Source organism: Caloranaerobacter longqiensis, from assembly GCF_050286925.1.
Lineage (GTDB): Bacteria > Bacillota > Clostridia > Tissierellales > Thermohalobacteraceae > Caloranaerobacter.
In genome coordinates, this window is sequence record NZ_JBFWFX010000004.1 from 72,375 (window position 1) to 86,077 (window position 13,703).

General features: G+C 31.5%; 11 protein-coding genes. All 11 read left to right on the plus strand.

Translation table 11 applies throughout. From position 1 onward, the window contains the following. The first annotated feature begins 15 nt into the window (after positions 1-15). The 11 genes from rpoN (at position 16) to AB4Y15_RS05110 (ending at position 13,687) form a co-directional block, all read left to right on the plus strand. Complete coding sequence (gene rpoN, locus AB4Y15_RS05060) at positions 16-1,395, plus strand: RNA polymerase factor sigma-54 (RefSeq protein WP_427338843.1); 1,380 nt, start codon at positions 16-18, stop codon at positions 1,393-1,395. 216 nt (positions 1,396-1,611) lie between these two features. Further along, positions 1,612-2,637, plus strand: coding sequence for a sugar-binding transcriptional regulator (locus AB4Y15_RS05065; protein ID WP_427338844.1), 1,026 nt, complete (start codon positions 1,612-1,614; stop codon positions 2,635-2,637). A 41-nt stretch (positions 2,638-2,678) separates the two neighbouring features. Next, on the plus strand, positions 2,679-3,692 hold the full coding sequence (gene gap, locus AB4Y15_RS05070) for a type I glyceraldehyde-3-phosphate dehydrogenase (protein WP_427338845.1): 1,014 nt from the start codon (positions 2,679-2,681) through the stop codon (positions 3,690-3,692). Positions 3,693-3,770: 78 nt separating this feature from the next. Continuing rightward, the gene (locus tag AB4Y15_RS05075) at positions 3,771-4,964 is read left to right on the plus strand and encodes a phosphoglycerate kinase (protein WP_427338847.1); all 1,194 of its coding nucleotides are present in this window, start codon (positions 3,771-3,773) and stop codon (positions 4,962-4,964) included. Between the two features lie 11 nt (positions 4,965-4,975). Beyond that, a complete protein-coding gene (gene tpiA, locus AB4Y15_RS05080; RefSeq protein ID WP_427338849.1) occupies positions 4,976-5,722 on the plus strand; it encodes a triose-phosphate isomerase in 747 nt (248 codons plus the stop codon). A 14-nt stretch (positions 5,723-5,736) separates the two neighbouring features. Beyond that, positions 5,737-7,269, plus strand: a complete 1,533-nt coding sequence (gene gpmI / locus AB4Y15_RS05085; RefSeq protein ID WP_427338851.1) for a 2,3-bisphosphoglycerate-independent phosphoglycerate mutase — start codon at positions 5,737-5,739, stop codon at positions 7,267-7,269. 95 nt (positions 7,270-7,364) lie between these two features. Next, positions 7,365-8,654, plus strand: a complete 1,290-nt coding sequence (gene eno / locus AB4Y15_RS05090) for a phosphopyruvate hydratase (RefSeq protein WP_427338853.1) — start codon at positions 7,365-7,367, stop codon at positions 8,652-8,654. 146 nt (positions 8,655-8,800) lie between these two features. Beyond that, on the plus strand, positions 8,801-9,031 hold the full coding sequence (secG, locus tag AB4Y15_RS05095; protein WP_427338855.1) for a preprotein translocase subunit SecG: 231 nt from the start codon (positions 8,801-8,803) through the stop codon (positions 9,029-9,031). 18 nt (positions 9,032-9,049) lie between these two features. Next, entirely contained in the window at positions 9,050-11,062 is a 2,013-nt protein-coding gene (locus tag AB4Y15_RS05100) for a sodium-translocating pyrophosphatase (protein ID WP_427339024.1), read from the plus strand. Between the two features lie 221 nt (positions 11,063-11,283). After that, the gene (locus AB4Y15_RS05105; protein WP_427338857.1) at positions 11,284-12,057 is read left to right on the plus strand and encodes an alpha/beta fold hydrolase; all 774 of its coding nucleotides are present in this window, start codon (positions 11,284-11,286) and stop codon (positions 12,055-12,057) included. Then, positions 12,050-13,687, plus strand: a complete 1,638-nt coding sequence (locus AB4Y15_RS05110; protein WP_427338859.1) for a UDP-N-acetylmuramoyl-tripeptide--D-alanyl-D-alanine ligase — start codon at positions 12,050-12,052, stop codon at positions 13,685-13,687. Before AB4Y15_RS05105 ends, AB4Y15_RS05110 begins: the two co-directional genes overlap by 8 nt. The last annotated feature ends 16 nt before the right edge of the window (positions 13,688-13,703 follow it).

A 13,703-nucleotide genomic window follows, 5' to 3' on the forward strand; every position in this document is an offset into this window, starting at 1 on the left:
TTAGGAGTGAAATATATGAGACTTGGATTTGAATTGAGTCTTCAGCAGTCTCAGAAATTAATAATGACACCAGAATTAAGACAAGCTATTAAAATATTACAGTTTACAAATTTTGAATTGTTACAATTTATTGAGGAAGAATTAGAAAAAAACCCATTATTGGAAATTGAATCTGGAGAGAGTAAGGTAGAGAGAGAGATAGATTTAGAAAAATTAAAAACTGAAATCAATTGGAAAGAATATTTAGGGAAATATGATGATATAAGTTATAGTAGTTATAAAGAAAATGACAGTAACGATTGGATTTTAGAAAATTATATAACATATAAAACTACACTTAAAGAACATCTTTTGTTTCAATTGAATCTAACTTTATTTGACGAGATAGATAAAAAAATAGGCGAATTCATAATTGAAAGTTTAGACGAAAATGGTTATTTAAGAATTGCAATTGATGAGATAGCGACTCAGTTAAATGTTGAAAATAATCAAGTTGAAAACGTTTTAAGGATAATTCAGACTTTTGACCCGGTTGGCGTGGGAGCTAAAGATTTGAAGGAGTGTCTGAAAATACAGTTAGAAGATAAGGGGATAAAAGACCCTTATGTTTATAAAGTATTAGAGAATTATTTAGAAGAAGTAGCGTGTAATAAACTTGTCAAAATTTCAAAAGAATTGGACATTAGTATAAAAAAGGTACAATTTATTTGTGATTTAATCAAATCTCTTGAGCCAAAGCCAGGAAGAAGCTTTATCAGCAGTAGTGATGATGTTAAGTTTATAAAGCCTGATGTTACTTTAGAGATTATTGATGGTGAATATGTTATACATGTGAACGATATAACTGCACCTAGATTAACTGTGAATAATTACTATAGAAGACTACTTAATCAAGCAATTGAAGAAGATATTGTTAAATTTATAAAAGGTAGGCTTGATTCTGCCTTATGGCTAATTAAAAGTATAGAACAAAGAAGAATGACGATTTACAAAGTAGTAGATGTAATAGTTAGACATCAAACAGAGTTTTTTGAAAAAGGGAGAATAGCTTTGAAACCTTTATCCTTAAAAATGGTAGCTGATGAGTTAGGAATACATGAGTCTACAGTAAGCAGAGCAATAAACGGTAAATATATACAAACTCCTAGAGGAATATTTGAATTAAAATTTTTCTTTTCAAGAGGAGTATCAGCGAATGAAGGGGAAATTTCATCAACTAGTGTAAAATCTATGATAAAAGAGTTAATAGAAAATGAGGATCCTAAAAAGCCATTGAGTGACCAAAAAATAACGGATATATTAAGAAAGAGAAATATAAAAATATCTAGACGAACTGTAGCTAAATATAGAGATGAATTAAGTATTCCTTCTTCAAATTTAAGAAAAAGATATTAAAGAAAAATAAGGTTCTAATCTTGAAATTTAAAAGTATATTGATTATAATATAGTTGTTGGTAAATTTTTTTATAAGCAATGGGACATAATAATTATATGTGGGACATTAAACGTCCATGAGGCTTGTGATTATTTTCTATATCTTACATAGTTATTTCAATGGACTGGTTTGGAGTGTGTTGTTATGGACACCGAGTCCATAAGGAGAGAGAAATCATGAAAGATATTATAGAGCTACAAAGAAAAATTGTGCCTGAGATGATTGAGATTTTAGAAAAAAGGTATAATATTTTAAGGAACATATGTTATAATCAACCGATAGGCAGAAGAACGTTAGCTAATAGTTTGAATATTGGTGAGAGAATAATAAGGACAGAAGTTAACATATTGAAAAAACAGGGTTTACTGGAAATAAAATCTCAAGGTATGAATGTTACTGAAGAAGGCAAAATAATAATTGAGGATTTGAAAGATTTTATACATAAATTAAAAGATTTGAATGGGTTAGAAAAAAAGTTAGAGGGGAAATTAAATATTAGCAATGTTATAGTAGTACCTGGTAATTATGATGAGGATAAATTGATATTAAAGGACATTGGTAAAGCTTCAGCTAAGTATTTAAGACAGATCATAAAAAACGATAGTATTATAGGAATAACTGGTGGTACTACAATGGCTCAATTAGCTGAGGAAATGCCAAATCAAAAAGGAGAAAGTGATATCCTTGTGCTTCCTGCTAGAGGTGGACTTGGAAAAAATGTAGAGGTACAGGCTAATAATGTAGCAGCAAAATTGGCGCAAAAACTAGGTGGACATTATAAATTATTGCATATACCTGATAATATAGGCAAAGAAGCACTTGATGCACTTTTACAAGTACAAGAAATTAGAGAGATTGTTGATGCTATAAAAAAACTGGATGTATTAGTATTTGGAATAGGTAGAGCAGATGTTATGGCAAGAAGAAGACAGCTTAGTCCAGAAATAATCGAAGAATTAAAGAGTAGAGGTGCGGTTGCAGAGGCTTTTGGACATTACTTTAATACAAAAGGGGAAAAAGTTTGGGAATCAAATTCAGTAGGTTTATCTCTAGTGGATTTTGAGAATTTAAAAAATGTAATTGGAGTTGCATGTGGTGTAAGTAAAGCTGAGGCTATAATTGCTATTTGTAGTCTTAAAAGAGATATGACTTTAATTACAGATGAGGGAGCAGCTAGAAAGATACTAGAATTAGTCAAATAAGCTACATTATGTAGCTAAAAAATATAAAGGAGGAATATACAATGGCTATTAAAGTTGGTATTAATGGTTTTGGAAGAATAGGAAGAAATGTTTTAAGATCAGCATTAGAAAATGGGGTTACTGAATTCGAAGTTGTAGCGATTAACGATTTAGCAAAACCAGAGGCTTTAGCACATTTATTCAAATATGATTCATGTTTTGGAAAATTTGAAGGAACTGTAGAAGTAGAAGGAGATTATATAGTACTAAATGGAAAGAAAATAAAAGTTTTAAGCGAAAGAGATCCTGAAAAATTACCTTGGGGAGAATTAGGAGTAGACATTGTAATAGAATCAACTGGTATTTTCAGAGATAGAGAAGGTGCAGAAAAGCATATTAAAGCAGGAGCTAAGAAAGTAATAATCAGTGCACCTGCTAAAGGTGAAGATGTAACAATAGTTATGGGCGTAAATGAGAAAGATTATGACCCAGCAAATCATAATATAATTTCAAATGCTTCTTGTACAACTAACTGTTTAGCACCAGTTGCTAAAGTTATATTAGAAAAATTTGGAATCAAAAAAGGATTAATGACTACAGTTCACTCATATACAAACGACCAAAGAATATTAGATGCACCACACAAAGATTTAAGAAGAGCTAGAGCAGCTGCTGAATCAATCATTCCTACAACTACAGGAGCAGCTAAAGCAGTTGCATTAGTATTACCTGAGTTAAAAGGAAAATTAAGTGGTATGGCAATGAGAGTACCAACTCCAACTGTTTCAGTAGTAGATGTAGTATTTGAAGTTGAGAAAGAAACTACTGCAGAAGAAGTAAATAAAGCTTTAAAAGAAGCTGCTGAAGGAGAATTAAAAGGAATATTAGGATACTCAGATGAGCCACTAGTATCTATTGATTATAGAAAGGATCCTAATTCATCAATAGTTGATGCATTATCAACTATGGTAATTGGTGGAAATATGGTTAAAGTTGTTTCATGGTATGACAATGAATGGGGATATTCAACAAGAGTTGTTGATTTAGTAAAATACATCATCGAAAGAGGACTATAAAAGATATTGACCGGTTTTGTAGTTATCTACAAAACCGGCTTTACCTTTAAGAAGTAGAATTACTTGAGGAGGGGTAATATGTTAAATAAAAGAACAGTTGAGGATTTAGATGTTAGAGGTAAAAAAGTATTAGTAAGATGTGATTTTAACGTACCAATGAATGAAAATGGCGAAATAACTGACGATAGAAGAATTAGAAGTGCAATCCCTACAATTGAGTATATAATTAATAATGGTGGAAAAGTAATACTAATGTCACACTTGGGAAGACCAAAGGGAGAGCCTAATCCTAAATACAGTTTAGAGCCAGTAGCAAAGAGATTATCTGAACTTTTAAATAAAGAGGTAATTTTTGCGGCAGATGATAACGTAGTTGGAGAAAATGCTAAAAAAGCTGTTGCAGAAATGAAAGAAGGAGATGTAGTTTTACTACAAAATACTAGATATAGAAAAGAAGAAACAAAAAATGGAGAAGAGTTTGCAAAAGAATTAGCTTCATTAGCTGACCTTTTTGTAAATGATGCTTTTGGTACAGCTCACAGAGCACATGCTTCAAATGTTGGTGTTAGTCAACATTTACCATCAGCTGTAGGATATCTTGTTAAAAAAGAAATTGAAGTTATGGGTAAGGCTATGTCAAATCCAGAAAGACCTTTTGTAGCTATACTTGGTGGTGCTAAAGTTTCAGATAAGATAGGAGTTATCGAAAATCTATTAGATAAAGTAGACAGTTTATTAATAGGTGGAGGAATGATGTTCACATTCCTAAAAGCAAAAGGATATGAAATAGGAAAATCTCTTTTAGAAGAAGATAAAATAGAGTTAGCAAAAGAGCTTATGAAAAAGGCTGAGGAAAAAGGAGTAAAATTATTATTACCTGTAGATACTGTTGTAGCAAAAGAATTTAAGAATGATACTGAATTTAAAACTGTAAAAGTTGAAGAAATACCAGCAGATATGATGGGATTAGATATTGGAGAGGAAACAAGAAAGATATTTGCTGAAGAAATATTAAAAGCTAAAACTGTTATATGGAACGGACCAATGGGCGTTTTTGAAATGGAGAACTTTGCAAAGGGAACAGAAGCAATAGCTGAAGCTATGGCAAAATCAGATGCTGTAACTATTGTTGGTGGAGGAGATAGTGCAGCTGCTGTTGAAAAGACAGGATACAACGATAAAATGACTCATATATCAACTGGTGGTGGAGCATCATTAGAGTTCTTTGAAGGAAAAACATTACCTGGTATTGCGGCGATTGATGATAAGTAAGGAGGAACATTATGAGAAAGCCTATAATAGCTGGAAACTGGAAAATGCATAATACTATTAAAGAAGGTATTAAGCTAGTTAGAGAAATTAAAAGTGTAGCTGACAATACAGATATTGAAGTAGTTGTATGTGTACCTTTTACATCTTTAAGTGAAATAAAGAAAGAGCTTCAGGGTACTAAAGTAAAATTAGGTGCTCAAAATATGCATTGGGAAGAAAAAGGAGCATATACAGGGGAAATTTCTCCTGTAATGTTAAAAGAAATAGGAGTTGATTATGTTATAATTGGACATTCTGAAAGAAGACAATATTTCAATGAAACTGATGAGACTGTTAATAAAAAGGTAATATCAGCTTTAAAATATGGAATAAAGCCTATTATTTGTGTTGGAGAAACTCTTGAGCAAAGAGAGAAGAATATAGAAAAAGATGTTGTTAGTAAGCAGGTTATTAAAGCACTAGAAAATGTAAGTGCTGAAGATATGCTTAATGTAGTTATTGCTTATGAGCCTATTTGGGCAATAGGTACTGGAAAAACTGCTTCAAGTAAAGATGCAAATGACATGATTTCTTTTATTAGAGAGACAATTAAAGATAAATATGGAGTAGATATTTCTGAAGAAGTAAGAATACAATATGGAGGTAGTGTAAAACCTCATAATATTACTGAATTAATGAATGAATCTGATATTGATGGAGCTTTGGTAGGCGGAGCAAGTCTAAAAGCAGAAGATTTTATAAATATTGTAAACTTTTAATGAGGAGGAAAAAAATGGCTAACAAACCAGTAGCTCTAATAATACTTGATGGCTGGGGAATAGGCAAAGATTATGAAGGTAATGCTATCTTGAAAGCTAAAACACCTAATTACAAAATGCTATTAGAGAATTACCCTAGTACTAAACTAGAAGCTAGTGGGCTATCAGTAGGATTGCCTGAAGGGCAAATGGGTAATTCAGAAGTAGGACATTTAAATATAGGTGCAGGTAGAATTATTTATCAAGAATTTACTAGAATAAGTAAAGCGATAGAAAATGGAGAGTTCTTCGAAAAACAAGAATTTATAAAAGCAGTTGAAAATGCTAAAAAGAACAATTCAAGTTTACACTTAATGGGATTATTATCTGACGGTGGAGTTCATAGCCATAATACACATTTATATGCACTTTTAGAATTAGCACAAAAATATGGATTAAAAGAGGTATATATCCATTGCTTCTTGGATGGTAGAGATGTACCACCTAAAAGTGCTAAGAAATATATTGAAGAACTAGAAAATAAGCTTTCTGAAATAGGTGTCGGGAAAATAGCTACTATATCAGGTAGATATTATGCAATGGATAGAGATAAAAGATGGGATAGAACAAAGAAAGCTTACGATGCTATGGTGTTAGGAAAAGGTAGAGTGGCTTCAACTCCTATTGAGGCATTAAATAAATCTTATGATGAAGATATAACAGATGAGTTTGTTATACCGACTGTTATAGTAAAAGATAATAACCCTATTAAAGTAATAGAAGATAATGATTCAATAATATTCTTTAACTTTAGACCAGATAGAGCAAGACAAATAACTAGAGCTTTTGTTGATGACAATTTTGATGGATTTGTTAGAGATAAAAAAGTAAATGTTTACTTTGTATGTATGACTCAATACGATAAAACTATTGATAATGTAGAAATAGCATATAAACCTCAAGTATATGTAAATACTTTGGGAGAGTACTTAAGTAAAAAAGGATTAAAGCAGTTAAGAATAGCTGAAACTGAGAAATATGCTCATGTTACTTTCTTCTTCAATGGTGGAGTAGAAAAACCAAATGAAGGAGAAGAAAGAGTATTGATTCCTTCACCTAAAGTTGCAACATATGACCTTAAGCCTGAAATGAGTGCAGTAGAAGTTAAAGAAGAAGTAATAAAAAGAATAAATGAAGATAAATATGATTTTATAGTTTTGAACTTTGCAAACCCAGATATGGTAGGCCATACAGGTAAATTTGAAGCAGCAGTTAAAGCTATTGAGACAGTAGACGAATGTCTAGGGGATATAGTTAAGTTAATAGTAGAAAAGGGCGGCAAAGTTATGATTACTGCTGATCATGGTAATGCTGAAGAAATGATAGATGAGAATACAGGTAAAACAATAACAGCTCATACTACAAATAAGGTGCCTTGCATAGTTATAGGTGAGGGAGATGTAAAATTAAGAGAAGGTATACTAGCTGATATTGCTCCAACTATACTTGATATGATGGGTATAGAAAAGCCAAATGAAATGACAGGACAGTCATTAATTGTTAGATAAAGTAGTTGAACTATACTTGTTTATTATTTATTACAAATACTAATAACTTTATTTAACTAATGACTAAAATTACAAATTAAAAGGAGGAATTTAAAATGACAAAGATAATTGATGTTTATGCTAGAGAAATACTAGATTCAAGAGGAAATCCAACAGTTGAAGTTGAAGTTTGGACAGAAAGTGGTGCAATGGGAAGAGCAGCAGTACCATCAGGTGCATCAACTGGTGCTTTTGAAGCAGTAGAATTAAGAGATAATGATAAAACTAGATTTTTAGGAAAAGGTGTTACTAAAGCTGTTGAAAATGTTAATGAAATAATTGCACCTGAAATAATTGGAATGGATGCTCTTGATCAAGTTGCAATAGATATGAAAATGTTAGAGTTAGATGGAACAGAGAATAAAGGTAAATTAGGTGCTAACGCTATTTTAGGTGTTTCAATGGCTGTTGCAAAGGCTGCAGCAAATGCATTAGGTGTACCTTTATATCAATATTTAGGAGGAGTAAATGCTAAAACTCTACCAGTACCAATGATGAATATTTTAAATGGTGGTAAACATGCTGATAACAATGTAGATATTCAAGAGTTTATGGTAATGCCTGTTGGAGCACCAAATTTCAGAGAAGCTTTAAGAATGGGTGCGGAAGTGTTCCATAATTTAAAGAAAGTTTTAAAAGAAAAAGGATTAAATACAGCAGTTGGTGACGAAGGTGGATTTGCTCCAAACCTTGGATCAAACGAAGAGGCATTAGCAACTATTGTTGAGGCTATTAAGAGAGCTGGATATAAGCCAGGTGAAGAAATAGCTCTTGCATTAGATGTTGCTGCAACTGAGCTATATGATAAAGAAAAGAAAGTTTATAAATTAGCTGGTGAAGGTAAAGAGTTAACTGCTGAAGAATTAGTAAACTTCTACAGTGATTTAGTTGAAAAGTATCCTATCATTTCAATCGAAGACGGTCTAGATGAAGAAGATTGGGAAGGATGGAAATTATTAACTGAAAAATTAGGTAATAAAATACAATTAGTAGGTGACGACTTATTTGTAACTAATACTAAGAGATTATCAAAAGGTATTGAAAAAGGTGTTGCTAATTCAATTCTTATTAAGTTAAACCAAATTGGTACAATTACAGAAACTCTAGATGCAATTGAAATGGCAAAAAGAGCTGGATATACTGCAGTTGTATCACACAGATCAGGTGAAACAGAAGATGCAACTATTGCAGACTTCGTAGTAGCTACAAATGCTGGTCAAATTAAAACAGGTGCACCTTCAAGAACTGATAGAGTTGCTAAATACAATCAGTTATTAAGAATTGAGGATATGTTAGGTAAAACTGCTCAATATAAAGGTAAGGAAGTATTTTATAATCTTAAATAATTATTTTAGTAGTGAATATAAAAGAAATTTTTGCCAATAATAAGGGTAGATAGCTGCTACCCTTATTTATTTTAACAAATTTATTGATTTTATTAATATCCTATGTTAAAATAGCTTTGTTAATTATTAGGTGGGGAGGTGTAAGGGTGAAAATACTATTTACTATACTAATTTTAGTTTCAAGTTTGATTTTAATAGCAAGTATATTATTACAATCTGGTAAAAGTGCTGGCTTATCAGGAACTATAGCTGGCGGTGCTGAAAGTATATGGGGAAAAAATAAAGGGAGAACTTATGAAGGAATGCTAAGTAAGGTTACTAGTATTTCAGCTGCTATTTTCATATTATCTGCATTAGTACTTGCAGCTTTACAGTAAAAATTAAATAAAGGAGGTATTAAATTGAATATAATAGTGCCTATAATTGGGGTTATAGCGTTAATTTTTGCTTATTACAAAGCAGCTTCAATCAATAAAGTAGATGTTGGAACTGAGAGGATGAAAGAAATATCTTCCTACATACAGGAAGGAGCTATGGCATTTTTATCAAGGGAATATAAAACACTTGTAATTTTCGTTGCAATACTATTTATAATTTTAGGAATAGGTATAGGTTGGTATACAGCTATTTGTTTCATTGTAGGTGCAGTATTTTCAGCTTTAGCAGGATTCTTTGGAATGAGAGTTGCTACTAAAGCGAATGTAAGGACTGCAAATGCAGCAAAAGAGTCAGGAATGAACAAGGCTTTAGATGTTGCATTCTCAGGTGGAGCAGTTATGGGAATGGCAGTTGTTGGATTAGGTTTATTAGGAGTTGGTTCTTTATATTTAATATTTAAAGACCCTGCAGTAATTACAGGTTTTGGTTTAGGGGCATCATCAATAGCTCTATTTGGTCGTGTTGGTGGAGGAATTTATACTAAGGCTGCAGACGTTGGAGCAGACTTGGTTGGTAAAGTAGAAGCAGGTATACCTGAAGACGACCCAAGAAACCCTGCTGTTATCGCTGATAACGTTGGGGACAATGTTGGAGACGTTGCAGGTATGGGGGCTGACTTATTTGAGTCATATGTAGGTTCTATAATTTCAGCAATTACATTAGGATTATTAGCTTTTGATGTAAATGGTGCATTATATCCATTACTTTTAGCAAGTACAGGTATAGTAGCATCTATTATTGGTACATTCTTTGTTAGAGGAAAAGAAGATTCAGATCCACATAAAGCTTTAAAAATGGGTACTTATGTTAGTGGAATAATTACAATAGTAGTTGCATTTTTCTTAAGTAATTCTTTACTTGGTTCACTTAAACCATTTGCAGCAATAGTAACTGGTTTAATCGTAGGTATTATTATAGGACAACTTACAGAATACTATACTTCAGGTGACTTTAAACCGGTAAGAAAAATTGCAGACCAATCAGAAACAGGAAGCGCGACAAACATTATTAGTGGTTTAGCTGTAGGTATGTTATCAACAGCTCTTCCAATTTTAGTTATAGCTATAGGTATATTAGTTGCTTTCTATACTAGTGGTGGAGCTGCTAGTGCAAGTCACGGTTTATATGGTATTGCTCTAGCTGCAGTAGGTATGTTATCAACTGCTGGTATGACAATTGCGGTTGACGCTTATGGACCAATAGCAGACAATGCTGGTGGTATTGCAGAAATGTGTGAATTACCAAAAGAAGTACGTAATATAACTGATAAACTAGATGCAGTAGGAAATACTACAGCTGCTATAGGTAAAGGATTTGCGATAGGTTCAGCAGCTCTTACAGCATTAGCTTTATTTGCTTCATATACTCAAGCAGTTAACTTATCTAGTATAGACTTAACAAAACCAACAGTTATTGCAGGTTTATTAATAGGTGGTATGCTGCCATTCTTATTCTCAGCAATAACTATGGAAGCAGTTGGTAAAGCTGCATTTAGTATGATAGAAGAAGTTAGAAGACAGTTTAGAACTATACCTGGTATCATGGAAGGTAAAGCTAAACCAGAATATAAGAGATGTGTTGATATCAGTACAGCTGCTGCATTAAGAGAAATGATGGTTCCAGGTTTATTAGCAGTACTTGCTCCACTTTTAACAGGAATAATATTAGGAACAGAAGCTCTAGGAGGTCTTTTAGCTGGAGCATTAGTATCAGGTGTACTTATGGCTATACTTATGGCTAACGCAGGTGGTGCATGGGATAATGCTAAGAAGTATATAGAAGAAGGACACCATGGTGGAAAAGGTAGTGAAGCTCATAAAGCAGCAGTTGTTGGAGATACTGTTGGAGATCCATTCAAAGATACTTCAGGACCATCTATAAATATCTTAATTAAGCTTATGACTATCGTTGCTTTAGTATTCGCACCATTATTCTTAAAATTTGGTGGTTTAATACTTAATTTATTCTAGCCAAAAACCCTTCTCTTTTAGAGAAGGGTTTTTTTAGTGAAGTTTTGGCTATCGACTAATATAAAAAGTTTTGGTATACTTAAATAAGTAATTAGTTATAATTAATTGGATTAATATAATAATATGTAATAAAACAAAATCTTTGATTTAAATAAATTAAAATATATAATATTCTATGGATTATAACAAAATTTTTTAAATAAAACAGTAGGGTGATATAGATGAAAATAAACATTGATGGTTTAACAATAAATTATAAGTGTGAAGGAGAAGGGAAGAACATACTTCTATTGCATGGATGGGGCGGAAATATAGATAGTTTTCTGCCAGTTTTTAATCATTTAAAAAATAGATTTAGAGTTTATGCAATAGATTTTCCAGGGTTTGGCGAAAGTCAGCAACCTAACGAAGTATGGGGAGTATATGATTATGCTAGGCTGACAAAAAAGTTTATTGACAAAATGAATATGAAAGAAGTTATATTAATAGGACATTCTTTTGGAGGTAGAGTTTCAATAGTTTTAGCTAATAAATATCCTGAACTCATAAAAAAAATGATATTAGTTGATAGCGCTGGGTTAATACCGAAGAGAACTTTGAAGTATTATATTAAAGTTTATACTTTTAAGACTTTGAAGTTTTTATACAGATTGTTATTTTTCTGGAAAGATAAAGAAAAAGCTATGGAAAGGTTCTATAGGAAATTTGGTTCTAAAGATTATCAACAAGCTGGAGATATGAGAAAGATCTTAGTAAAGGTTGTGAATGAAGATTTAAAACCTCTACTTAGAGGAATAAAAGCTTCTACTTTACTGATATGGGGTGAAAATGATGAAGCAACCCCTGTTTATATGGGTAAAATTATGGAAAAGGAAATTGAAGATAGTGGTCTAGTTGTTTTGAAAAATGCAGGACATTTTTCATATCTTGATCAATATAATAGATTTATAGTAATTGTTGATAAGTTCTTAGAGGAGAGTGAATTAAATGAGTGATATATTTTTGGTAATAAGTTTAGGGGTTTGGATTTTTGCCATATATCATAGAAGTAAATATTTCTTACATATGATTCAACTTGAAGGATATAAAAATAATAACTTTAAAAAGTGGATTAACGAATTTAGTTATAAAGCTTTTCCTAGGAAATTAAAATATATTTTTTTCGGTATTGTGAATGCTACAATTATCTGCATTATTGCTTCAATTATTGCTAAAAATGAGATTTTTACAATCATATATATTCTACTTTGGATAGGTGGTATAGCTGATTCAATTAAATTTAAAAAAGAGAAAGCGAAAAAAGAATTAGTATTTACTAAAAGGGCAAAAAGGCTATTTGTTTCAAACTTCATAGTAATAGGAATTGAAATTTTGATAGCAACTGTTATACTAATAATGCTACCTTATGAAAAGTATTATACTTATCCTTTAGCTTTATTATTGTTAAGCACTATACATTATTTTGAACCATATAATATGATATTGGCTAATATATTAGTAGCTCCAATAGAAAAGAAGATTAATAAATATTATTATAATAAAGCTTACAACAAAGTAAGAACTTTTAAAGATTTGAAAATTGTAGGTATCACGGGAAGTTTTGGAAAGACTAGTACGAAATTTATAACATCGACGATTTTACAAGAAAAGTATAAAGTATTAAAAACACCTGAAAGTTATAATACTCCAATGGGTATTAGTAAAGTTATTAATAATGATTTGACCGATGAGTATGAAGTTTTTGTTGTGGAGATGGGGGCAAGAAATATAGGTGATATTAAGGAAGTAGCTAGGCTTGCAAATCCTAAAATAGGAGTTTTAACAGCTATAGGTCCTACTCATTTAGAAACGTTTAAAAATGTAGAAAATATAATGAAAACAAAGTATGAATTAATTGAAGAACTGCCACCAGAAGGTATTGCGATTTTTAATTATGATAATAAATATATTAGAAAACTTGCTGATAAAACTTTTAAGGAAAAGATATTATATGGAATGGAAGATATTGAGAAATTAGATATTTATGCAACAGATTTAGAAATATCCGAATTTGGTTCAACCTTCATACTTAATGATAGAGAAGGAAATTCTGTTAAATGTCGAACAAAACTACTTGGTAAACATAATATACAAAATTTGCTTGCAGGCGCTGCTGTTGCTAAAGCTTTAGGATTAACGTTAGAGGAGATAGCTAGAGGAATAGAAAAAGTAGAACCCGTTCCACATAGATTACAACTGATAAATCCAGGTACTGGAGTTATTGTTATTGACGATGCATTTAATTCTAATCCTGTAGGAGCAAAAGCGGCACTTGATGTAATTAATCAGTTTAAAGATAGAAGAAAAATAATAGTAACCCCTGGAATGATTGAATTAGGAGAGCAAGAAGTTGAAGCTAATAAAGAGTTTGGTAAGAATATAGCTAATGTATGCGATTATGTAATTCTTATAGGGAAAAATAGAACAAAACCGATTTTTGAAGGATTAAGAGAAATGAATTATAGCAAAGATAAGATTTTTGTGGTTAGTACATTGAACGAAGCTACCGTAAAATTACAGGAGCTAGTGAAACCTGGTGATGTAGTTTTATTTGAGAATGATTTACCAGATACTTATAGCGAATAGTTATCTATTTAGTTTA

Excerpts from the sequence above, each read along its gene's own strand:
- rpoN (WP_427338843.1), top strand. The coding sequence starts at position 16 with ATGAGACTTGGATTTGAATTGAGTCTTCAGCAGTCTCAGAAATTAATA.
- AB4Y15_RS05065 (WP_427338844.1), top strand. The coding sequence starts at position 1,612 with ATGAAAGATATTATAGAGCTACAAAGAAAAATTGTGCCTGAGATGATT.
- gap (WP_427338845.1), top strand. The coding sequence starts at position 2,679 with ATGGCTATTAAAGTTGGTATTAATGGTTTTGGAAGAATAGGAAGAAAT.
- AB4Y15_RS05075 (WP_427338847.1), top strand. The coding sequence starts at position 3,771 with ATGTTAAATAAAAGAACAGTTGAGGATTTAGATGTTAGAGGTAAAAAA.
- tpiA (WP_427338849.1), top strand. The coding sequence starts at position 4,976 with ATGAGAAAGCCTATAATAGCTGGAAACTGGAAAATGCATAATACTATT.
- gpmI (WP_427338851.1), top strand. The coding sequence starts at position 5,737 with ATGGCTAACAAACCAGTAGCTCTAATAATACTTGATGGCTGGGGAATA.
- eno (WP_427338853.1), top strand. The coding sequence starts at position 7,365 with ATGACAAAGATAATTGATGTTTATGCTAGAGAAATACTAGATTCAAGA.
- AB4Y15_RS05105 (WP_427338857.1), top strand. The coding sequence starts at position 11,284 with ATGAAAATAAACATTGATGGTTTAACAATAAATTATAAGTGTGAAGGA.
- AB4Y15_RS05110 (WP_427338859.1), top strand. The coding sequence starts at position 12,050 with ATGAGTGATATATTTTTGGTAATAAGTTTAGGGGTTTGGATTTTTGCC.